Source organism: Streptomyces sp. NPDC053079 (genome assembly GCF_044546695.1).
GTDB lineage: Bacteria > Actinomycetota > Actinomycetes > Streptomycetales > Streptomycetaceae > Streptomyces.
This window is the reverse complement of the sequence record NZ_JBITZJ010000002.1, coordinates 292,796-312,062: the sequence shown is the minus strand read 5'-3', so window position 1 is coordinate 312,062 and position 19,267 is coordinate 292,796. Positions and strand designations below refer to the sequence as shown.

Here is a 19,267-nt window from a genome sequence, read left to right as displayed (position 1 = left end):
CAAGGGTTCGTCACTTGGAGTGAAGCCCGTCCGTTCGCCCGAACACGGCGGGCGGCCCGCCCTGACGATGGGGGCGATGCCCCCCTCACTGAATCAACCACGTCGTCGCGCCCTGCGGAACGCGTGCCTGGCCGGCCTCGTCGTCCTGTGCGTGGCCGGCGGACTCTGGGTCTACGTGGCGGCCGACGACTTCGTCGACGTCTGCGGGCTGTTCATCGCCGTCGCGGCCCTGGTCCTGGCCATCGCCGACTACTTCCGCCCGCCCGACACCCCCGTCGATGCCGGGTCCCTCGCGGACGACCTTGCCGGCACGGTAGAGGACCAGTGGTCGGAGGAGGCCGACGCCCGCAACCTCCGCGACCCGGGGGTCCTGCCGCTGAGCTGGTCGGCCAGCGCCCGCGCGGTGGCCGACACGCCCTCGCAGGTCGCCGGGACGGCGGCGGGCCAGGTCGTGCGGCTGCGGCTCGACGGACGGCTGGACGGACGGTTCGACCAGGCAGTGGTCCAACTCGCCGAGGGATACGGGCGGGTGCCCAGCGGGCGGCTGGTGGTGCTCGGCGAACCGGGGGCCGGGAAGACCGTCCTGGCCGTCCTGCTCGCCCTGGGCCTCCTCACGGTGCGCAAGCCCGGCGGCCCGGTGCCGGTGCTGCTGGCCGCCTCGTCCTGGGACCCCGTGTGCGAGCCGCTGGACGAGTGGATCGTGCACACCCTCGCGACCTCCCACTACAGCGGCCGCCGCGACATCCCTCGCAGGCTCCTGGACCGAGGGCTGCTGCTGCCGATCCTGGACGGGCTCGACGAGATCCCCGAGTCCGCGCGCCGCAGCGCCATCCGGGCGATCAACCGCGCGCTCGGCGGGGACCGCCCGATCGTGGTCACGTGCCGCTCGGCCGAGTACGAGGACGTGATCGAGGGCGGGGCGCCGGTGCTGCGCAGGGCGCCGGTCGTGGAGGTCGACCCGGTCGCCGTCGACGACGTCATCGCCTATCTCGGGGACATCGACTGGCCCGACGGCACCGACTGGAGCGAGGTCTTCGCCCACCTCCGCGAGCCCGGAAACGCGGCCGGCGCGGTGACGACGGCGCTGTCCACGCCCCTGATGGTGTCGCTGACGCGCCTGGTCCACGAGCGCGGCGGCGGCGACCCCGGCGACCTGCTCGACGCGGCGCGGTTCGACTGCCGGCACGCCGTCGAGGACGAGATCCTGGGCCGGGTGATCGAGGCCGCGTACGCACCGGAGCGGCTGCCCTCCGGCCACCCGGTGGAGGACGGCTCACCCGGCTGGGAGCCGGACAAGGCCCGGCGCTGGCTCACCTTCCTCGCCCAGTACCTCCACCAGCACCGCGAACGCGACCTGGCCTGGTGGCAGATGAGCCACCGCCTGCTCTCGCCCTGGGTCGCACCGGGGATCGGCATCGGCGTCGGCGCGGCGCTGATGGTGGCGGTGCTGGCGTGGGCGTCCGCCGCGGGCGAGCCCGGGCAGAGCCCGGAGCAGGCACTCGCCTTCGGCGCGGTCGTCGGCAGCGGCTTCGCGGTCGTCGCCATCGTCATCTGGTACGCCACGTCCGGCCGTTCGCCCGGGCAGCTGTCGCTGTCGCTGCGGGGGTCGCTCGGCCGGTTGCGGCGGGGATTCGGCACCGGCGTGGTCCTCGCGGCGATCCCGGCCCTGCCGTTCGTGGCCGGCTCCTACGTCTACACCTCGCTGAGCGGCGCGTGGTCCTTGAGGGACGATCTGTACTTCACGGTGCTCGTATCGCTCTGCGCCGGCCTGGCCACGGTGCTCGGGCTCGCGATGGCCGTGCACCACTGGCTCGACGCGCCGCCGGCCCGCTCCACGCAGGCCAGTCCGCTCGCCTTCATCCGGCAGGACCGGCTGTCCTCGCTGGCCGGGGCGCTCGCGGCGGGTGTCGTGGTCGCCGGGACGTTCCTTCTGGCGCTGACCCTCGGCATGACCCTGGGCTGCTTCGGGGTGCAGTTCTTCACCCGCTGGGCGCACTGGGACTGGGCCGGCAGCCCGACGTTCTCCCACCTCAACGCGGACAGCGACGCCTACATCACCGGCGTGCTCTCCCGCTCGAGGGCGGTGCGGATCGGCCAGGTCTTCGTCCTTCCCGGCGTCGTCACCACGCTCCTCATCCTGCTCAGCAGGGCCTGGACGCGGTTCCTCATCGCCCGCTGCCTGCTCGCGGTGCGGGGCCATCTGCCGTGGCGGCTGATGGGCTTCCTCTCGGACGCACGCGACCGGGGCCTGCTGCGGCAGTCCGGGGGCTCGTACCAGTTCCGGCACATCCGTCTGCAGGAGCAACTCGTCCGGAACGCCCCCGCGGCCATGGCACATGCGGCGGGCCGGCGCCCCGACCACCCGAGCACCGAGGCCCCGGCGACCACCACCACGCGCCGGAAGGTCCTGGTGGCCGGGTCGGTGACCGTGGCCGCCGCAGTCGTCGCGCGCGGGGCGGTGGCGCTGCCGGCGGACCGGTCGCTGGCGGTCGTCACCGGGGTCGAGCCGGCTGACAGCGCGAGATCCGTGGTCTTCAGCCACGACGGCGAGACCGTCGCCGTGCTCGACCACAGGGGAGTCATCAGGCTCTGCGGCAGGCGCACGGCACGGGTGACCGCCACCGTCCGCATGGGCGCGGCGACCGACGTCAAGAGCATGACGTTCAGCCCGGACGACCGGCGGCTCCTCGTCACCTACGAGAAGCAGCAGAGCAGTCGGCAGGGCCTGAGTCTGTGGCGAACCGACGACGGGCGCCGCGTCGGCACGGCCGACTTCTCCCCTCTCGGACTGGGGAAGGTCAGCGGCGACGGGCGCGTCCTGGCCTTCGCCGACTCGGACCGGTCCTTCACTCTCTGGTACCCGGACGAGGACCGGCGGGTCCAGGGGCCCCGGAGCGGCACGAAGGAGACGGGCGAGGACCGGTTCATCGACTGTGCGCTCTCCTACGGAGGACGCTATCTCGCGGTCGGATACGTCGACGGGACGATCGGTCTGTGGGATGCCGACGTCAGGCGCGTCATCGGTCATGCCAAGGTGGCCGGCTCCATCGGCGAGGTGAGGGTCGGCCGGAACGGCACGGTCATGGTCGAGGAGGTCGTCGAGACCACGGACGCGACACGCAGCGTCTGGCATACCTGGGACCGGCTCATGCGTCCGGTCAGGGAGTTCGAGGTGCCTTACGACTGGGCGCTCAGCGGCGACGCAAGCGTGCTGGCCAGAAGCATCGGCGACGGCCGGCGGAGCTACGTCGTCGAAGTACGGGAGACCGCTCCGGACCGACTGCGGCGCCGGCTTCCCGTCAAGGGGGACATGCTGGCCCTCAGCCACGACGGAAGCGTGCTCGCCACCCTCGACGCAAGGGACGTCGTCGAGCTGTGGGACACCCGCACCGGCGCCCACCGTGGTGCCCCTCTCGCCGGTCACCGCGAGGGCGTGGCCGACGCGGCGTTCTCGGACGACGGCGCGTACCTGGCCACCCACAGCCACGACGGCACCGTCCGCATCTGGGCCGTGCCCCCGCCGAAGCCGCGCACGCGCCCCCTCAAGGACCGGTGACGGTGACGGCCCCCCTCGCCCGCTACCGCAGCCAGCCCTTCCAGACGTCCGGGTGACGCTTCACCCACCGCTTCGCGGCCTCGTCCGCGGACAGCTTGTCCTCGGCGATCATCTGGGCGACCTCGTTCTGGTCGTCCTTCGTCCAGCGGAAGTTCTTCAGGAACCGGGCCGCCTTCCCGCCCTTGTGCGCGAAGTCGGTGTTGAGGAACTTCTTCAGCGGCGTCGTCGGGTACGCGCAGTCGAACGTCGACGGGTCCTCCGCGCCCTTCGTCGCGCACGCCTCCGTGTACTCGGGAAGCTTCACCTCGACCATCGGGACCTGGTTGAAGAGCCACTGGGGCTCGTACCAGTAGGTCAGGAAGGGCTTCTTGTCCTTGGCGAACTGCTTGAGCTGTGTGATCTGGGCGGCCTCCGAGCCGGCGAAGACGACCTGGTAGTCGAGCTTCAGGTTGTTCACCAGCGCCTTGTCGTTGGTGACGTAGGACGGGGAGCCGTCCAGGAGCTGGCCCTTGCTGCCGCTCTCGGGGGTGCGCAGCTGGGAGGCGTATTTGTTGAGGTTGCGCCAGTCCAGGACGTCGGGGTGGGCGTCGGCGAAGTACTTGGGGACCCACCAGCCGATGTGGCCGGTGACCCCGAGCTCGCCGGCGTCGGTGACGGTCTTCTTGTCCGCGACGTAGCGCTTCTCCTGGTCCGGGTGGCCCCAGTCCTCGAGGATCGCGTCGACGCGGCCCTGGCTGAGGGCGTCCCACGCCGGCACCTCGTCCACCTGGACGGTGTCGACGCGGTAGCCCAGCTCGTGCTCCAGCAGGTACTGGGCGACGGACGTGTTCGCCCGCGCGCCGACCCACGACTGCACGGACAGCGTGACGGTCTTGCCGTCGCCCGCCGCGTTGGCGTACGGGGAGGACTGCTTGGTCATGTCGGCCGCCCCGCAGCCCGTGGCGGTCGCCAGCAGGCCTGCGGCGGCCAGAACGGTCAGTGCCTTGCGCGTCATGTCAGTTCGCCTCCTTCGCCTTCGTCGGCTGTGTCACCCGGTCGAGCATCAGCCCCAGACAGGCGATGGCCGTGCCGGCCATCAGGCCCGTGGCCAGGTCGCCCTGGGCGAGGCCGAAGACGACCTCGTAGCCGAGCGCGCCGCCGCCGACGAGGGCGCCGATGATGACGACCGACAGCACCAGCACCACGGCCTGGTTGACGGCCAGCAGCAACTCGGCGCGGGCCAGCGGGAACTGGACCTGGCGCAGCTGCTGGCCGCCCGTCGCGCCCAGCGAGCGGGCGGACTCCAGGGCCGCGGGGTCGGCCTGGCGCAGGCCCTGGCTGACGATGCGGACGACGGCGGGCAGCGCGTAGACGATCGCGGCCGCGGCGGCCGGGGCGCGGCCGATGCCGAAGAGGGCGACGACCGGGATCAGGTACACGAACTGCGGCATGGTCTGGCAGACGTCCAGGACGGGCCGCAGCAGCCGCTCCACGCGGGGGCTGCGGGCCGCGACGACCGCGACGGCGAAGCCCAGCACGAGAGTGACGGCGACGGCCGCCAGCACCTGCGAGAGGGTGTCCATGGCGGGCTCCCAGCGGCCCAGCACGCCGATGGCGGCCAGGGAGAGCACGGCGGTCAGGGCCGTGCGCCAGGTGCCGATGAGCCAGGCCAGGGCGGCGACGATCGCCAGGGCGCCCCACCAGGGGAGGGCCTGGAGGCCGTCGCGCAGCGGGTCGAGGACCCAGCCGGTGTAGTGGGCGGCCCAGTCGGCGGTGCCGCCGATGCCGGGGATGCCGGAGTAGAGGTGGTCGACGATCCAGTCCTTGGCGTCGTTGACCGGGGCGGCGATGGCCACCGTCCAGGTGTCCGGCCACGTCGTGCCGGCCACGCGGCCCAGGGCGGCCGCGCCCGCGATGCCCGCCGTCCACATCGCCGCCGTTCGGGTGCGGCTCCGCGGTCGGTCGTGCCCACCCGTTCCGCCCTGCGGAACGCCTGCCCACGACCCGCGTCCAGCAGTGATGCGGTCCAGGACTATCGCCAGGAGGACGATCGGGATGCCTGCCGCCAGGGCGCTGCCCACGTCCACCGTCGACAGGGCCTGGTAGACGCGGTCGCCCAGGCCGTCGGCGCCGATGACGGAGGCGATGACGGCCATGGACAGAGCCATCATGATGGTCTGGTTGACGCCGAGCAGCAGCTCGCGCCGGGCCAGCGGCAGTCGTGCCGTCAGCAGTCGCTGGCGGCCGGTGGCGCCGAGGGAGTCGACGGCCTCCAGGACGCCCTTGTCCGTGCCGCGCAGGCCGAGGGCGGTGAGCCGGGCCATCGGCGGGGCGGCGTAGACGACGGTGGCCAGGACGGCCGGGGCCACGCCGATGCCGAAGACGAGGACGACGGGCAGCAGGTAGGCGAAGGCCGGCAGGGCCTGCATGGTGTCCAGGACCGGGCGCATCGCGCGGAACATGCGGTCGGACAGGCCGCCCGCGAGGCCGAGCAGGGCGCCCACGACGACCGACGCCGCGACGGCGACGATCATCAGCGCGAGGGTGCGCATGGTCGGCACCCACATGCCCAGTGCGCCGCACACGGCGAACGAGGCCAGTGCCGTGCCGGCCGCGCGCACGCCCGCCAGCCGCCAGGCCAGCAGGGAGGCGCCCGCGGTGACGCCCGCCCAGCCGAGGGCGAGCAGCACCACGTACACGCCGCGCACCGCGGAGATGATCGCGTCGCTGATGTGGCCGAAGAAGTACAGGAACAGCCAGTGGCTGTCGCGGTTGTCGATGATCCAGTCGTTGGCCTTGCCGAGCGGGCCGTCCAGGCCGACCGTGAGCTCCGAGGGCCATGCGCCGCCGCCCCAGTGGGCGGTGGCGAACGGCGCCAGGGCGGCGGTGACCGCGCCGAGCAGCAGGAGCTTGCGGGCGGCCGGGCGGCGCAGGGCCGTGCGCAGCGCGCCCGGCGGAGCGGCCGCCTGTACGGGGGCGGGGGTGGTGACGGTGCTCATGCGACGGCCTTCTTGAGGGGCTGCACCCGGTCCAGGCCGGCGACAATGCCCAGCAGGCTCTTGAAGTCGACGATGCCCAGGCACCGCCCGGCGTCGACCACGCGGGCCGGGCCGCCGGTGCGGGCCACGGTCTCGATGGCGTCGGCGACGGTGGTGGCGGGGGTGAGGGCGGGGCCGTCCTGGGCCTCGCCGGAGTTACGGACGGGGCGCATGGCGCGCCGCACGGTCAGGACCTGCTCCCGGGGCACGTCCCGTACGAAGTCGCGTACGTAGTCGTCGGCGGGGGAGCCGACGATCTCCTCGGGGGTGCCGCACTGCACGACCCGGCCGCCGCGCATCAGCGCGATGCGGTCGCCGACGCGCAGCGCCTCGCTGAGGTCGTGGGTGATGAAGACCATGGTGCGGCCCTCGTCGCGGTGCAGGCGGACGACCTCCTCCTGCATGTCGCGGCGGATGAGCGGGTCGAGGGCGCTGAACGGCTCGTCGAAGAGCAGGACTTCGGGGTCGGCGGCCAGGGCGCGGGCCAGGCCGACGCGCTGCTGCTGGCCGCCGGAGAGCTGGGCGGGGCGGCGGTCCTCCATGCCGGCCAGGCCCACCTTCTCGATCATCGCGGCGGCCGTGGCGCGGCGCTCGGCCTTGCCGACGCCCTGGATCTCCAGGCCGTAGGCGACGTTGTCGAGGACGGTGCGGTGCGGGAGCAGCCCGAAGTGCTGGAAGACCATGGCGGCGCGGTGGCGGCGCAGCTGGCGCAGGGCGTTCCTGTCCATGCCGCACACGTCTTCGCCGTCGATGGCGATGGTGCCGCTGGTGGGCTCGATCAGGCGGGTCAGGCAGCGTACGAGCGTGGACTTTCCGGAGCCGGACAGGCCCATGACCACGAAGCACTCGCCCTTGCGGACGTCGAAGGAGACGTCGCGCACGGCGACCGTGCAGCCGGTGCGTTCGCGCAGTTCCTCGGTGGTGAGGTCGGCCAGCGGGCCGCCCGGGACGCGCTCGGCCTTCGGCCCGAAGACCTTCCACAGGTTGCGGACGGAGAAGACGGGCGCGGCGGGAGCGGGGGCCGCTGCGGTGGGCTCGGTCGCGGTGTTCGTATCGACGGCAGGCATCTTTACGCCTCACCTCCTTGCGTCGTGGCCCCGACGAGCAGTTCCGCGCACTTCTCCCCCACCATCAGCACGCCGATCATCGGGTTGACGGCCGGCATCGTCGGGAAGACCGACGCGTCGGCGATGCGGATGCCCTCCAGGCCGCGGATGCGCAGCTGCGGGTCGACGACGGCCTCGGTGTCGTCGGGGGCGCCCATCCGGCAGGTGCCGGCCGGGTGGTAGACGGTGTGCGCGACCTTGCGGGCGTACTCGCTGATCTCCTCGTCGGAGGTGATCTCGGGGCCGGGGCAGACCTCGCGCTTGAGCCAGCCGGCGAGCGGCTCGGCCTTGGCGATCTCGCGGGCGATCTTGATGCCGTCGACGAGGGTGCGGCCGTCGTAGTCCTCCTCGTCCGTGAAGTACCGGAAGTCGAGGGCGGGCTTGACGGCCGGGTCGGCGCTGGTGAGGTAGAGCCGGCCGCGGCTGCGCGGCTTGGGGATGTTGGGGGTCATCGACACGCCGTGCTCGGGCTTTTCGTAGCCCAGGCGCTCGGGGTTGTCGGTGAAGGGGATCTGGTAGAAGTGGAACATCAGGTCCGGGCCGTTCGAGGCCGGGTCGCGGCGTACGAACAGGCCCGCGTCGGAGTCCATCGCCGAGTTCTCGGGGATGGGGCCGTCCGTCTCCCACACGATGACCGACTCGGGGTGGTCGAGGAGGTTCTCGCCGACGCCCGGCAGGTCGTGGACGACGGGGATGCCGAGCTCCTCGAGGTCGGCCTTGGGGCCTATGCCGGAGTGCAGCAGCAGCCGGGGGGTGTCGACGGCGCCGGCGCACACGAGCACCTCGCGCGCGGCCTCGACGTAGATCTCCTCGCCGTCCTTGGTGCGTACGTGCACGCCCTTGGCGCGGGTGCCCTCCAGCTCCAGCCGGTGGGCCCAGGTCTCCAGCATGAGGTGGAGGTTGGGGCGGTCCAGGAAGGGGTGGAGGTAGGCGACCGAGGCGGAGGAGCGCTTGTTGTTCTCGGGGTGGTAGGCGAGGTCGAAGAAGCCCACGCCCTCGTGGAACGGCTGCTTGTTGAAGCCCTCGACCCGCGGCACGTCCACGGCCTTCCGCGCCGCCTCGACGAAGTCGCGGGCGATGGCGTTGCGGTCCTTCTCGTCCACGGCCACGATGTTGTTGCGCAGCCGGGCGAAGTAGGGGTCCATCGACTCCGCGTCCCAGCCCTCGGCGCCGGCCTCGGCCCACTCGTCCCAGTCGCCGGGCAGCGGCTTGAAGGAGATGAGGGTGTTGTGCGAGGAACAGCCGCCCAGCACGCGCGCCCGGCTGTGCCGGATGTGGGAGTTGCCGCGCGGCTGCTCGGTGGTGGGGTAGTCGTAGTCCAGGTCGCCGCCGAGCAGGCCGAGCCAGCGGCGCAGGGTCAGGACGTCCTCGCGGTCGACGTCGGTGGGGCCGCCCTCGATGACGGCGACGGTCACGGAGGGGTCCTCGGTGAGGCGGGAGGCGATGACGGAGCCGGCGGTGCCACCGCCGATGACGACGTAGTCGTAGACAGGCATGATGGGGGTGAACTCCTTCTGCGGCAAGGAATGTTCTGCGCTGACGAGCGGACGGAGTGCGGTAGGGCGCCGGGGCGTCAGCCCGCGAACCAGCGCACCGGCTTCGGGTCCAGGTTCTGGTAAATGTGCTTGGCCTCGCGGTACTCGGCAAGACCCGTGGGACCCAGTTCCCGGCCGACTCCGGACTTGCCGAAGCCTCCCCATTCGGCCTGCGGGAGGTAGGGGTGGTAGTCGTTGATCCACACCGTGCCGTGGCGCATGCGCCCCGCCACGCGTCGCGCCCGGCCCGCGTCCTTCGTCCAGACCGCGCCGGCCAGGCCGTACTCGGTGTCGTTGGCCAGCGCCACGGCCTCGTCCTCGGTGTGGAAGGTCTCGACGGTGAGGATGGGGCCGAAGGTCTCCTCGCGGACGACCTTCATCTCGCCGTGGCACAGGTCCAGGACGGTCGGCGCGTAGAAGTAGCCGGTCTCCGGGCGGTGTCCGGCGGGCTCGGGGCGCTTGCCGCCGCAGCGCAGGGCCGCGCCCTCGGCGAGGGCGGAGGCGACGTACGCCTCGGTCTTGGCGAGCTGCTGCGCGGAGACGAGCGGGCCGCACTCGACGCCCTTCTCGGTGCCGCGGCCGAGCTTGACGCGCTCGGCACGGCGGGCGAGTTCGGAGACGAAGCGGTCGCGGACGGACTCCTCGATGATGAGGCGGGAGCCGGCCGAGCAGACCTGGCCGCTGTGGATGAAGGCGGCGTTGAGGGCCTGGTCGACGGCGGTGTCGAAGTCCTCCTCGCTCGCGCAGGCGTCGGCGAAGACGACATTGGGGTTCTTGCCGCCGAGTTCGAGGGCGACCTTCTTGACGGTGGGCGCGGCGGCCGCGGCCACCTTGGTGCCGCTGGCGAGGCCGCCGGTGAAGGAGACGAGGTCGACGTCGGGGTGCTCGGCGAGCCGGGCGCCGACCGGGTCGCCGGCGCCGGTCACGAGGTTGGCGACGCCGTCGGGCAGGCCCGCCTCGGCCAGCAGCCGGACCAGGTGCACGGTCGACAGCGGGGTGACCTCGCTGGGCTTGATGACGAAGGTGTTGCCCGCGGCCAGCGCCGGGGCGATCTTCCAGCTCGCCTGCAGCAGCGGGTAGTTCCACGGGGTGATCAGCGCGCAGACGCCGACCGGCTCGTGCACGACCACGCTGTGGATGCTCGCGGAGCCCGCGTCCACGACGCGTCCGCCGCCCTCGTTGGTCACCAGGTCGGCGAAGTAGCGGAAGGCGTCGCTCACGCAGTCGACGTCGATCCGGCCCTCTTCGAGGGTCTTGCCCGTGTCGCGGCTCTCGGTCAGCGCGATGCTCTCGCGGTCGCGCTGCAGCAGTTCGGCCACATGCCGCAGCAGCGCGGCCCGTTCGGCCACGGGGGTCAGCGGCCAGGGGCCCGCTCCCCCGTCGAACGCGCGGCGGGCGGCGGCGACGGCCGCGTCGGTGTCGTCCGCACCGCCTTCGGAGACGACCGCGAGGATCGTGGCGTCGGCGGGGTCGAGCACCTCCCGCTGCGCGCCGGACGCGGCGCCACGCCACACCCCGTCGACGTGGATGGTCTCGACTGACGACATCACTCTCTGCCTTCCGGTTCTGAACAGTCCCGTCACCGGTCGGCACGACGGCCGGACCGGCAACGGGACGCCCATAACCAGAAGGCGGAAACCTATGCCTCCTTCTTCACAAAGAGTGACCCGAGTCACTCAGCGTCGTCCCCCGGCGGATCAGCTCGTGCAGGAGGTGGTGGGGCAGAAGGAGCCCACCAGCGTCCGCAGGACCTGGGCCGAGGTGAGCCTCTCGGACGGGGGCCCGGCCACCAGCAGTGCGTACTGCTTCCGGTCGGGCGCGGTGTAGGCGTGGATGACCACCTGGCGGGTGGTGCCGTCACTGAGCGTGTAGGTGTACTCCAGCTCGGCGGGGTTGCCCTGGCCGAGGACCCTGGCGAGCCCCAGCCTGCGGTAGTCCTTGTACTGCGAGACGTACGTCTGGGTCTCCACCAGCGAGTCGTACGGTGTGGCCCTGGGCGGCTCGAGGGCGAAGACCTGGATCAGGCTCCGGCCGCCCGGGGACCGGTAGAAGACGCTGGTGCGCTCGGTGCTGCGCAGCCAGCCCACCGGTACGTCCAGCCGGAAGCCCGCCGGGTCCAGGGTGCGTACGTAGCGGGTGGGGAAGCCCGTGCCCGCGAAGGTGCTGGGCGTGGGGCTCGGGCCGAAGGTGAAGCCCCCGGTGGTCCCGGAGCCGCCGGAGCCGCTCGTGCCGCCGCCGAGGGTGGCGCTGGGGCCGGGGGTCGCCGGGGCGCTGGCGCTCGGCAGCCCGTAGCCCCCTTCCTGGTCGTCCCCGTCGTCCTGGACGAGCGCCCAGACGCCCGTGCCGATGCCGCCCGCGAGCACCACGCCGGTCAGGACCGCGGCGAGGACCGAGGCGTGCGAGGGCCCGGCGGGGGCTTCGGGCGGTGTGCCGGGCGGGGGCGGCGGCCCGAGGACCACCTCGGGGGCGCCGCCGTCGTCCGGGGTGGTTGGGGTGTGCTGTCCGGGTGGCGGCTCGGCCACCCATTTCTGCAGGTCGGCGTCCCAGTAGCGCATGCGTACCGCCGCCTCAGGCCAGTAACTGGCTGATCGCCTGGACGACGGCGGCGGCGGACGCCAGTCCTCCGACGAGCGTCGCGCCACCGGTGAGCAGCTCGCGCAGCCGCGTCAGCCGCCCGGAGCGGGTCCGCCCGTCCTGCCGGGCGTCCTCCTCCAGGCCGGTCAGCTCCGCGTCGAGGGCGTCGATCTCCTCGGTGCGGGCGAAGCGCGGCAGGTCCAGCCTGAGCTCGCGGACGGCCGTGAGCAGCTCGGGCGTGACGGACAGCAGCCGCCGCGAGGCGTCCACCGCCTCGGCGTTCTCGCCGACGGCGGCCGCGCCGCCGCTCATGTCGAGGATGGCCATGCCGTCCTCCGGCATCCGCAGTCCCTCCGGGACGTGCACCGGCGCGCCCTGCCCGGCCCCGGCGGGCGTGCCGGCCCGCTCGGAGCGGTCCTCGGCCCTGGAGCCCTTGCCGGAGGTGGCCGCGCCGCCCGTCATCCGGCCGATGAACATGCCGCCGCCCTTGCGTGGGGCGTCGTCCTCGCGCTGGTCGTCGTGTCCGTCGGTCATCGTCCCCCGCCTCCGGTTCCCGTGAGGTGCTTGGCCTCGGCACCCGCGCCCTGGGCGACCGCGCCGCCGCTCATCGCGCCGATGTAGATGCCGCCCTCGTTGATCTGCACGATCTGCTGCTCGAACTGGTCCGTCTCGTAGCCCTGGGAGCGCAGCGCGTCCCGGACGCCGCTGGCGATGCGGTCCTGGACCGTCTTCACATAGCGGCTGACGTCCATCTCCTGGAACAGCGAGACCTCCTTGGCCGCGGCCAGCTCCCGTACGGAGTCGGCCGGCCCGTCCGGCACGGCCCGTCGTGGGTCGGCGAGCCAGGTGCGGAAGCCGGAGACGGCCGAGCGGACCATGGAGACCGCCGAGGCGAACCCGGCGGCGGGCGCGGTCAGCAGAGCGCGGACACCGTCGCGCAGCAGGTCGTCCTCGCCGCGTGCCGCGATGACGTCGACGGCCCGGAACTCCGGCCGGACCGGGGTCAGTACGTGCGGTACGACCTCCAGGACCAGCATGCCGCCCTGGGTGTGGACGCGGACCAGCACGGAGACGACGACCTGTTCGTCCCAGGCGCCGACGCGCACGCGCAGGAAGTAGCGGCGCGCCTCGCCGCCCTCGTTGACGGACTCGGCCAGGTGCCGGCGGACGGTGTGGTCGTCGTAGGCGACCATGGGCCGCTGCGGTCCGACCGGCAGATAGACGAACTCCTCGATCTCCAGGTCCTTCAGCCGGTCCCGGCTGGTCGCGGCGGCCGCCTCGCGCAGGGCTTCCAGCCGGGGGCGGATCAGCTCCACGATCGTCCGGCCGGTGAACGGTGCGAGGCTGCCCCCGGTGTCGTCCTCCACGCCCTTGCGCCGCTTGAGCTCCAGGGCGAAGGACCAGGGCTCGTAGGGGAAGCCCATGCCGATGAAGGGCCGGGACGGATCGTAGATGGTCAGGCCCGCGTACTGCTCGCGGTCGATGGCCTGGGCGATCCGCAGGTGGTAGGGGGAGTTGGGGAACGGCCGGGGCAGCTGCGCGAAGACCTCCTGGCCCAGCTCCGCGCGCATCACGGCGGCCACCCGGGCACGGTGCATCCACACGGGCACCGCGAGCAGGAGCGGGAAGATGATGCCGACCCAGTTGTTCGCGCCCTGGCTGAGGGCCCAGAAGGTGAACGCCCAGTAGGAGAGCGTCAGCAGGGGGACGCCCACGGGGAGCAGGACGCGCAGGGCGCGGGGGCTGCCACTGCCCCGCAGGGCCTGGCGGAGCGTGCGTTTGTCGACGACGTAGGCGGCCGAGCCGCGCCCGGCGGCGGCGTATGCGCCCCAGTGGACGAAGCAGACGACGGCGTAGGCGGTCGACCAGATCGGCACCGGCGCTTCCGCTCCCTCGGGGGCGGAGGCCTTGTCGACGGCGAAGAAGCCCGTCCAGAGGACGAGCAGGAGTAACGCGGTCAGGGTGTCCTGGCCGCGGGCGCGCAGTGCGTGGGTGAGCACCGGCACCACGTCCACGCCCAGTGAGGGGGCGATGGGTCTTTCCTCATGTTCCACCAGCTCCTCGATGACACGGCGGCGGAAGTCGATGTCGAGGTAGGTCCCCGCGCAGAGTAACCGGGTGGCCTCTGTCGGGGACCCTTGAGCGGACTGACTCATTTCGGGTCCCCCGATCCGTCGAACTCATCTGCGAATTACATGAGTTGACGTAATTTCGGAAGAACTCAGAATAAGCCAGAAGGCCCGTCACCGACCCCGGCAGGAGGCGGATGACGGGCCTGAATTCGTCCCGTACGGGCGTACAGCAGCACGCCCGTACGAACGACGACCGGCCGAGGGGGCCGGATGGCGTCCCGAAGAAGACGGAACGGGTCAGATCAGGCCGAGGCTGCGGACGGCGTCGCGCTCCTCCGCCAGCTCCTTGACCGAGGCGTCGATGCGGGCGCGGGAGAACTCGTTGATCTCCAGGCCCTGGACGATCTCGTACTTGCCGTCCTTGCAGGTGACGGGGAAGGAGGAGATGAGGCCGGCGGGGACGCCGTAGGAGCCGTCCGAGGGGATGCCCATGGAGGTCCAGTCGCCCTCGGCGGTGCCGTTGACCCAGGTGTGGACGTGGTCGATGGCGGCGTTGGCGGCCGAGGCGGCCGAGGACGCGCCACGGGCCTCGATGATCGCCGCACCGCGCTTGGCGACGGTCGGGATGAAGTCGTCGGCCAGCCACTGCTCGTCGTTCACGACCTCGGCGGCGTTCTTGCCCGCGACCTCGGCGTGGAAGATGTCCGGGTACTGGGTGGCGGAGTGGTTGCCCCAGATCGTCAGGCGGCGGATCTCGGAGACCGCGACACCGGTCTTCTTCGACAGCTGCGAGATCGCGCGGTTGTGGTCCAGGCGGGTCATCGCGGTGAAGCGCTCGGCCGGGACGTCCGGCGCGGCGGCCTGGGCGATGAGGGCGTTGGTGTTGGCCGGGTTGCCCACGACGAGGACCTTGATGTCGTCCGCGGCGTGGTCGTTGATGGCCTTGCCCTGCGGCTTGAAGATGCCGCCGTTGGCCCCGAGCAGGTCGCTGCGCTCCATGTCCTTGGTGCGCGGGCGGGCGCCGACCAGCAGCGCGACGTTGGCACCGTCGAACGCGACGTTCGGGTTGTCGGTGATCTCGATGCCGCGCAGCAGCGGGAACGCGCAGTCGTCGAGCTCCATGGCGGTGCCCTCGGCGGCCTTCAGGCCCTGCGGGATCTCCAGCAGGCGCAGCTTGACCGGCACGTCCGCGCCGAGGAGGTGACCGGAGGCGATGCGGAAGAGCAGCGCGTAGCCGATCTGACCGGCCGCGCCGGTAACGGTGACATTGACGGGAGTGCGGGTCATGGCGATCTCCTGCTGCGAACTGAGGTGGGTGTCCCTGCCCATGTACGAGGATCTCTCTTGGTGTCAAGAGATCCGGCGTCAGGCTATCCGACCGGGCCCCCCTCGAAGCCCCTACCCGGTGTGGGACGCCTCACCGTCGCCCCACCGGGCCCCTCCCGACCCGCCCCGCCGCCTCAGCCGGTGGGTCCCGGCTCCGCCGGGGCCGAGGCGCGCGGCAGCGTGCAGCCCTTGCGGCCGGACATCAGCGTCGCGCACGCCGACGCCTGCCCCGGCTCCGCCACCGCGATCATCCGGGTGTGGCCGTCCGTGCCCAGCTCGACCGTGCCGCTCTCCGCACGGGCCCCCGCGCCCGTGCCGCTTATCCGCAGCGCGTCCCCGGGAACGGCCTGGGTGATGCGGGCCCAGGCGGCGCCGCAGACCTTGCTGTAGCGGACCTCCAGATACGAGGTGCCGACCGTCGCGGACCCGGCCGTCGTGGCGTGCCTGCCGCCGCAGCCCATCTCCTCCGGGTCCTTGCCGGAGCACGCGCCCCCGGCGCACTTGACCCCGGCGGGCACGGTGGCCGGACCGCTCACGCTGGGCGTGGCCACGGCCCCCTGCGGAACCTTGCCGTCCTCGCCGTCCGCCCCGAGCAGCAGCACGCCCGCGACCGCGACGAAGAGGGCGCCCACGGCGCCGACCGCGAACAGCACGGTGTTGCGGCGCGACCGGCCCGGCCCGGGCGCCCGGAAGGGGATGGCCCGGTCCCGTACGTCGGGGGAGTCCGGCGACCGGGGCAGGCCGGTCCGCGGCGGGCCCCCCTCGCTGCGCAGCGCGGTGCGGACCTTGCCGTCCTCCTCCCGCGCGCCCTCCCCCCGCGCCGCCCGCTCCCCCGCGCCGCGGCGCTCGCCCGGCGGCGGCCCGAACTCACCCAGGGCCGCCCGCGCCTCGGCGACCCGGACGGCCTCCATCGTCACGTCGTGCCGCAGCTCCGAGCGGCTCCACGCGCGCTCGGCCAGCTCCCACATCGTGCCGAGGTGTCCGACGTCGGTGCCGGTCGCCTCGGCCAGCGCCTCCGCCGCCCCGCGCGGGGGCAGCAGCCGGCCGTTGAGATACCGCTCCCAGGACGTCTTGCTGTAACCGGTGCGGTCGGCCACGGCGGCGATGCTCATACCGCTGCGCTCGACGAGTCTGCGCAGCTGTTCGGCGAACTCGCGCACCTGCGGGTCGAGTTCCTCCGGTAGCGCCCTCCAACGAGGCATTGCCTCCCCCTAGTCCCCCGGTCCGTACGGTGGTCGTCCCCGTGTCGCTGCGCTTCGCCGTGCCACCCCTGTCGGTAAAGCCTCGCTTTCGGCTACCCAGGGGGATGCCCGAAACCAGCATGTCAGTTCCCAAGAGGGCGGCGCACGGTGGCACTTGGGGTTGATCAAGCCACGTGGGCGCACGCCCCTGGTGCACGCCCGGCCGGTCCGCCCACGGGCCGCGCCGCGGGCCGGTCACGTGCGGCGGCCCGGTAGGGAAATCGGTACAGAAAACGGACCTGGTCCCGGAACGGTCACACGCGGGCCACAGCGGCCCGCCGGCCCTTGATCCGGGTCACCGCGATCATGATCATCAGCAGTGAGCGGTGGCCGGTCCTCCCACGGGGGTGGAGGACCGGCCACCGGCTCTCTCCACCCCTTTATTACCCCTATGTCGCGCATCCCACTCGGCCCACACGCAAAGACATACGACACAGGCATACGACAAGCGGGGCCCAGGGCGGGCCTCACCCTCCGGACGGCGGCGGCGTGAAGCACTCGGGCCGGCCGCCGGCGGCGGGCAACAGGCAGACCCGCGCCTTACGGGGGTCCTTCGCCACCGACATCCCGGTCACCAGATAGTCCATCGTGTCCTGCCGGCTCACGGCCTCGAGCCTCTTGACGTCGGCTCCCGGCACGGACAGCTCGACCCGGTCGCCGAGGCGCAGGTGCCACGCCCGTACCCACACGGTGCGGCACCTCTCGCCGTAGCGCAGCTCGACCCGCTGCCCGTCGGCCCCCAGGCGCTGGGCGATCATCGCCGGCGACGGCACGTCGCAGCCCATGTCCTTCGCCTTCTCCCCGTCGCACTGCTCCCCCGCACAGGCCGGCTCCCACCGCTGGGCGTACGGGGAGGTGGCGGCCAGCCGGTCCGGCTCCTGCTCCCCCGACGCCCGGTCGCCGGACGTCAGCAACAGGGCCGCGGCGACGGCGGCGGCGAGCGTGACGACGCCCGTCAGGACGTACGCCGCCCTGGAACGCCGGCCGAGCAGCTTCCGCATGCCGCCGCCCCCGCCGGAAGCGGAACCGGAAGCGTCCGGCCCGTCAGCGTCGGCGGACCCCGGCCCCGGGACCTCCCCGGCCGCCCCGGACCCGGGCGACGCGGACCGTCCGCTCCACGCCTGCTCCGCCAGCTCCCACAGCGCCAGCAGCCGCCCGGGCGGCTCGTGCGCCAGGGCGCACAGCGCCTCGACCGCCTGCCTCGGCGGCAGCTTCTTGCCGTTGAGATAGCGCTCCCAGGACGACTTGCTGTACGGGGTGCGCCCGCCGAGCGCGGCCAGGCTCAGCCCCGTACGGTCCTTCAGCTCGCGCAGCCCCGAGGCCAGCCGGCCGCACTCCACCGGGAGAGGACGGGCGGCGCTCACCGGCGCAGCTCCCCCCAGGTGTCCGGCCCCACGATGCCGTCGACGACCAGCCCGCGCTCCTTCTGGAACTCCTTGGCCGCCTCCTTGCTCCGCGGGCCGTAGGAGCCGTCGGTGATGCCGGGGTCGAAGTGGTGGAACTTCAGCAGGCACTGGGCCTCCACGACCTCCCAGCCCGAGGTCTTGAGGTCCATCAGCGTGTCGCGGGTCGGGCTGTACCCGGCGGTCAGCCCGCCGGCCTGGCGCTTCACGTCGCACGGGCGGGAGCGACCCTTGACGAAGACGAACGGCTCCTGGGAGCTGCCGCCGCCCCCGCCGCGGGGCGCCTTTTCCTCGTCGTCCCGCCAGGGGTGCGTGAGCAGCAGCGTGGCGACCAGGGCGACCGACAGCGCGACCACCGCCCCGACGAGCACCCGGGTCCGCCACCGCCCGCCGCGCCGCGCCCGTTCCGGCTCGCCGCCGGGGGCGCCCTCCTCCCCGGCCGGCACCTCGTCGGACCACGCGTCCGCCGCGACCTCGTGCAGCACCAGCAGGCGGACCGGGTCCGCCCCGCACACCAGTGCCAGCTGCTCGACGGCGTCGGCCGGCGGCAGCTGCTTGCCGTTGAGGTAGCGCTCCCAGGAGGAGCGGCTGTAGGAGGTCTTGGCCGCCAGCGCGGCGAGGCTCAGCCCGCTGCGGTCCTTGAGTCTCCTGAGCTGGACGACGAGTTGACGCACTCGCTCGTCCAACGAGACGGGTAATTCCTTCCAACGCGGCATGTTCCACCCCATACGCGTCAAACAGCCCCCGAGGCAACCAGCCTCCTATGCCGCACATGATGGCGATGCGGGCGTAAGGATTTCCGAACCGTACGACGGAGGCTGCGACTTCCGGCCACCCGTGGCGTGGCCCAGGCGTCCCACCGGGACGTCGTGGGACCCGCCGTCCCCGCAGGTCAGGGTGTGGGACGTCCCATGTCGACCCAAGTGGCCGCGACGATCTGGCAGTTGCGGATGTGGCGCATCAAAGTCAGTCCTGCAAGCCGGGCGGCGACGCGGACCACCCCGTGTCGCCGCGCCACCACTAGGGGAGGAACCCGAACCCATGAACGTACGCAAGCGCATCGCTCTCGCAACGGCCACCGTCGCACTCGGCACCGGCCTGGCCGTCGCGCCGGCCGCGGGGGCGTTCGCCACCACGGGCAGCACCGCGACCGTTCAGAAGGCGGCTGCGAGCTGCGGCTACTACAGCGGCAACGCGCTCACCAAGGCCGGTCAGACCGGCGGGGCCGCCCGCGAGCGGATCAAGGAAGTGCAGTGCCTGATCAACATCAACACGAGCTACCCGAAGTGGCTCGACGTTGACGGCAAGTTCGGCCAGGAGACCTACAAGGCAGTGGTGAAGGTCCAGCAGAAGGCGCGGATCTCGGACGACGGTGAGGTCGGCAAGAACACCTGGGCCAAGCTGCGTGCCGGCGTGCGGTGGTAATCCGGCACCGTA

The 19,267-nt window shown here is 72.6% G+C and carries 14 protein-coding genes; 2 read left to right on the top strand and 12 right to left on the bottom strand.

Going from position 1 to position 19,267, the window contains the following annotated elements:
- The first annotated feature begins 76 nt into the window (after positions 1-76).
- Positions 77-3,556, top strand: coding sequence for a hypothetical protein (locus tag ACIGXW_RS08605; RefSeq protein ID WP_399571336.1), 3,480 nt, complete (start codon positions 77-79; stop codon positions 3,554-3,556).
- 22 nt (positions 3,557-3,578) lie between these two features.
- Here ACIGXW_RS08605 and ACIGXW_RS08600 read toward each other — a convergent pair whose 3' ends face one another.
- The 12 genes from ACIGXW_RS08600 to ACIGXW_RS08545 form a co-directional block, all read right to left on the bottom strand.
- Entirely contained in the window at positions 3,579-4,550 is a 972-nt protein-coding gene (locus ACIGXW_RS08600; protein WP_071965734.1) for an ABC transporter substrate-binding protein, read from the bottom strand.
- Between the two features lies 1 nt (position 4,551).
- Positions 4,552-6,534, bottom strand: a complete 1,983-nt coding sequence (locus ACIGXW_RS08595) for an ABC transporter permease (protein ID WP_399571334.1) — start codon at positions 6,532-6,534, stop codon at positions 4,552-4,554.
- Entirely contained in the window at positions 6,531-7,640 is a 1,110-nt protein-coding gene (locus ACIGXW_RS08590) for a glycine betaine/L-proline ABC transporter ATP-binding protein (protein WP_071965736.1), read from the bottom strand. The genes ACIGXW_RS08595 and ACIGXW_RS08590 overlap by 4 nt, the downstream gene beginning before the upstream one ends.
- A 2-nt stretch (positions 7,641-7,642) precedes the next feature.
- Complete coding sequence (locus ACIGXW_RS08585; protein ID WP_399571332.1) at positions 7,643-9,175, bottom strand: GMC family oxidoreductase; 1,533 nt, start codon at positions 9,173-9,175, stop codon at positions 7,643-7,645.
- Between the two features lie 77 nt (positions 9,176-9,252).
- Positions 9,253-10,761: an aldehyde dehydrogenase family protein gene (locus tag ACIGXW_RS08580; protein ID WP_399571329.1), complete on the bottom strand. Its 1,509-nt coding sequence runs from the start codon at positions 10,759-10,761 to the stop codon at positions 9,253-9,255.
- Positions 10,762-10,911: 150 nt separating this feature from the next.
- Positions 10,912-11,769, bottom strand: coding sequence for a hypothetical protein (locus ACIGXW_RS08575; protein WP_399571327.1), 858 nt, complete (start codon positions 11,767-11,769; stop codon positions 10,912-10,914).
- A gap of 13 nt (positions 11,770-11,782) precedes the next feature.
- Positions 11,783-12,322 carry a hypothetical protein gene (locus tag ACIGXW_RS08570; RefSeq protein WP_399571326.1) on the bottom strand — a complete coding sequence of 180 codons (540 nt, stop codon included), beginning with the start codon at positions 12,320-12,322 and terminating at the stop codon, positions 11,783-11,785.
- Positions 12,319-13,944: a hypothetical protein gene (locus ACIGXW_RS08565; RefSeq protein ID WP_399571324.1), complete on the bottom strand. Its 1,626-nt coding sequence runs from the start codon at positions 13,942-13,944 to the stop codon at positions 12,319-12,321. The genes ACIGXW_RS08570 and ACIGXW_RS08565 overlap by 4 nt, the downstream gene beginning before the upstream one ends.
- Positions 13,945-14,157: 213 nt before the next feature.
- Positions 14,158-15,147 carry a malate dehydrogenase gene (locus ACIGXW_RS08560; RefSeq protein WP_399571322.1) on the bottom strand — a complete coding sequence of 330 codons (990 nt, stop codon included), beginning with the start codon at positions 15,145-15,147 and terminating at the stop codon, positions 14,158-14,160.
- 173 nt (positions 15,148-15,320) lie between these two features.
- A complete protein-coding gene (locus tag ACIGXW_RS08555) occupies positions 15,321-16,388 on the bottom strand; it encodes a helix-turn-helix domain-containing protein (RefSeq protein ID WP_399571319.1) in 1,068 nt (355 codons plus the stop codon).
- A gap of 506 nt (positions 16,389-16,894) precedes the next feature.
- Positions 16,895-17,791, bottom strand: a complete 897-nt coding sequence (locus tag ACIGXW_RS08550; RefSeq protein WP_399571317.1) for a helix-turn-helix domain-containing protein — start codon at positions 17,789-17,791, stop codon at positions 16,895-16,897.
- Entirely contained in the window at positions 17,788-18,516 is a 729-nt protein-coding gene (locus tag ACIGXW_RS08545) for a helix-turn-helix domain-containing protein (RefSeq protein ID WP_399571315.1), read from the bottom strand. The genes ACIGXW_RS08550 and ACIGXW_RS08545 overlap by 4 nt, the downstream gene beginning before the upstream one ends.
- 355 nt (positions 18,517-18,871) lie before the next feature.
- On the opposite strand from ACIGXW_RS08545, the gene ACIGXW_RS08540 reads away from it, so the two are divergent.
- Positions 18,872-19,255 (top strand): peptidoglycan-binding protein, encoded by a 384-nt coding sequence (locus ACIGXW_RS08540; protein WP_399571312.1) that lies wholly within the window; start codon positions 18,872-18,874, stop codon positions 19,253-19,255.
- Positions 19,256-19,267 lie beyond the last annotated feature (12 nt).

Excerpts from the sequence above, each read along its gene's own strand:
- ACIGXW_RS08570 (WP_399571326.1), bottom strand. The coding sequence starts at position 12,322 with ATGACCGACGGACACGACGACCAGCGCGAGGACGACGCCCCACGCAAG.
- ACIGXW_RS08555 (WP_399571319.1), bottom strand. The coding sequence starts at position 16,388 with ATGCCTCGTTGGAGGGCGCTACCGGAGGAACTCGACCCGCAGGTGCGC.
- ACIGXW_RS08590 (WP_071965736.1), bottom strand. The coding sequence starts at position 7,640 with ATGCCTGCCGTCGATACGAACACCGCGACCGAGCCCACCGCAGCGGCC.
- ACIGXW_RS08580 (WP_399571329.1), bottom strand. The coding sequence starts at position 10,761 with ATGTCGTCAGTCGAGACCATCCACGTCGACGGGGTGTGGCGTGGCGCC.
- ACIGXW_RS08595 (WP_399571334.1), bottom strand. The coding sequence starts at position 6,534 with ATGAGCACCGTCACCACCCCCGCCCCCGTACAGGCGGCCGCTCCGCCG.
- ACIGXW_RS08565 (WP_399571324.1), bottom strand. The coding sequence starts at position 13,944 with ATGAGTCAGTCCGCTCAAGGGTCCCCGACAGAGGCCACCCGGTTACTC.
- ACIGXW_RS08575 (WP_399571327.1), bottom strand. The coding sequence starts at position 11,769 with ATGCGCTACTGGGACGCCGACCTGCAGAAATGGGTGGCCGAGCCGCCA.
- ACIGXW_RS08585 (WP_399571332.1), bottom strand. The coding sequence starts at position 9,175 with ATGCCTGTCTACGACTACGTCGTCATCGGCGGTGGCACCGCCGGCTCC.
- ACIGXW_RS08605 (WP_399571336.1), top strand. The coding sequence starts at position 77 with ATGCCCCCCTCACTGAATCAACCACGTCGTCGCGCCCTGCGGAACGCG.
- ACIGXW_RS08540 (WP_399571312.1), top strand. The coding sequence starts at position 18,872 with ATGAACGTACGCAAGCGCATCGCTCTCGCAACGGCCACCGTCGCACTC.
- ACIGXW_RS08600 (WP_071965734.1), bottom strand. The coding sequence starts at position 4,550 with ATGACGCGCAAGGCACTGACCGTTCTGGCCGCCGCAGGCCTGCTGGCG.
- ACIGXW_RS08560 (WP_399571322.1), bottom strand. The coding sequence starts at position 15,147 with ATGACCCGCACTCCCGTCAATGTCACCGTTACCGGCGCGGCCGGTCAG.